At 46.0% G+C, this 2,388-nt stretch carries 2 protein-coding genes and 1 pseudogene; all 3 read left to right on the top strand.

Features of this window, described 5'->3' with window-relative positions:
* Window positions 1-1,056 (top strand): annotated as a pseudogene (gerKA, locus tag ACWHAR_RS19890) (spore germination protein GerKA); the annotation flags it as partial.
* Window positions 1,046-2,269, top strand: coding sequence for a spore germination protein GerKC (gene gerKC / locus ACWHAR_RS19895; protein ID WP_041351877.1), 1,224 nt, complete (start codon window positions 1,046-1,048; stop codon window positions 2,267-2,269). The pseudogene gerKA and the gene gerKC, both read left to right, overlap by 11 nt.
* Before the next feature lie 24 nt (window positions 2,270-2,293).
* On the top strand, window positions 2,294-2,388 hold a 95-nt coding region (locus ACWHAR_RS19900), incomplete at its 3' end, for a hypothetical protein (protein WP_452087602.1).

Raw genomic sequence — 2,388 nt, forward strand, 5'->3', positions numbered from 1 at the left:
CCGAATTTATGGGTTGAAAAAATGAAAAAAGGTTCTGTTACGAATACGGATATCGCTCTCATGTACATTCAAGGAATATGCGATGAAAAGGTGCTGAAGGAAGTGAAGCAGCGCCTGGAAAAAATAGATATTGACAGTATTTTGGAATCTGGATATATTGAGCAGCTGATTGAAGATGAAACCTTTACGACGTTTCCGACTATGTATCATACAGAACGCCCTGATGTAGTAGCGGGTAATCTGTTAGAAGGAAGATTCGCGATTATTGTGGACGGAACACCGTTTGTGCTTATTGCCCCGGCCTTATTTGTCCAGTTTTTTCAGTCTGTTGAGGATTATTATTCGCGTTTTGACATTGCGACAAGTATAAGAATTCTTCGTGTTTTAGTCTTTTTCATTTCGCTTGTGGCTCCGGCTGTATACGTGGCAGCCACGACGTTTCATCAAGAAATGATACCGACTGAGCTGTTAGTGGTCATTGCGGCCCAGCGGGAAAGTGTCCCGTTTCCGGCTGTTGTGGAGGCGCTGACGATGGAGGTTGCTTTTGAGATTCTGAGGGAAGCGGGATTCAGGCTGCCCCGGGTTGTTGGCTCGGCAGTGTCAATCGTAGGCGCGCTCGTAATCGGCCAGGCTGCCGTACAGGCTGGTATCGTCTCTCCGGCAATGGTGATTATCGTGGCACTCACCGCGATTGCGAGCTTCGCAACACCGGCGTTTGCAATGGCGATTTCAGCCCGGCTTATTCGGTTTATTTTTCTTATTGCCTCAGCTGTTATGGGTTTTTACGGGCTGATTTTAGGGATCATTATGATGTTTGTCCACTTATGCAGTCTTCGTTCATACGGCGTTCCATATATGTCGCCGCTTGCACCCTTTTCTTCACAAGGCGTAAAGGACGCGCTTTTCCGGGTTCCGTGGTGGGCCGATGAAAAAAGGCCGGAATCGGTCAGCAAGGAAGATAAGGTGCGGCAGGGGCAAGATCAACGCCCAGAGCCGGCCGCTTCACGAGGAATGGTGAACAAAGATTTGGAAGAAGGGGATAAGAATGGTACGTAAATGTCTATTAGTCGTTCTCATGCTTTTGAGCGCCATTGTGCTGCCCGGCTGCTGGGATAAGAGGGAGCTGACGGATCTTGCGATTATCTCGGCGATTGGCATCGATCGGACAAACGACAGCAACTACGTGCTGCATCTTCAAATTATCAATCCAGGGAATGTTGCCGGCGGCCTTCAGGGAGGAGGTGATGGAGACAGGCCGCCTGTATCTGTCTATTCGATTGAAGGTAACAATTTAACGGAAGCACTCAGAAAAGCCTCCATAAAGGTATCACGGCGGCTTTATTTTGCCCATACCAATCTAGTCGTGATCAATGAAAAGCTGGCAAAAGAAGAAGGTTTGGATTTTGTATTAGATAATCTTGACCGGGACACAGAATTTAGGTCAACAGCAACATTCGTCGTTGCCCATAAAACAAAAGCAGAAAATATTGTGAAAATCTTGACGCCAATTGATAAAATTCCATCAAATAAAGTCAATAAAATCTTGGATTTCACGGAGGCGCAATACGGGCGGGTGGTCAAAACCAATATTCAGGACGTTTTGAAAACACTTGCCGCCAACACTATGGCACCGGTCATCCCCGGATTTATGATGATTGGTGACGATAAAAAAGGAGTCAGCATGGAAAACACGCAGGCGACTGACCCGAAAGCCATTCTTCAGGCAGATGGTCTGGCGGTTTTTGATAAGGCAGGATATTTAAAGTATTGGCTGGAAGATGATGAAAGCGTGGGGGCAGTCTGGCTTATGAATAAGATCCAGCATACGTTGATTAATGCTGACTGGGGCAAGACGAAGGATGCGGTCAGCTTGCAGGTTATCCATCAAGATACAAAGCTGGTACCGAAAATGCGGAACGGACGTCCGTACATCCATGTGAAAGTGTCGGTTGAAGGTATTATTGATGCTGTCAAATACCCTTTCCAATTGTCTGATCCCAAGGTGCTGGCCGCTATTGAAAAAGCGCTCAACAAAGAGCTTGAAAAGGAAATTAGCCATACTGTGAAAAAGATTAAGAAGAATAAAATAGATTTTATCGGTTTTGGTGACACGATATATAGAAAGTATCCGGAGCAGTGGGAGAAAATGAAGGACACATGGGACAAAGAATATTTGCCCGAACTGCCCATCGATGTGAAGGCCGAGACGTATATCAGAAGGACGGGATTGCGAAACGATCCGATCAAACACCAGTTTAAAGATGATTAGGTCTGAAGAAAGGGGAAGTGACAGATGGAAAAAGCCAGAATAAGCATAAGGCAGCTGTTTGTCATGATTATCATTTTTGAACTGGGCAGCTCCTTATTGATTACACCGGGATCAATGGC

This window comes from Bacillus sp. LR--39, assembly GCF_053613335.1.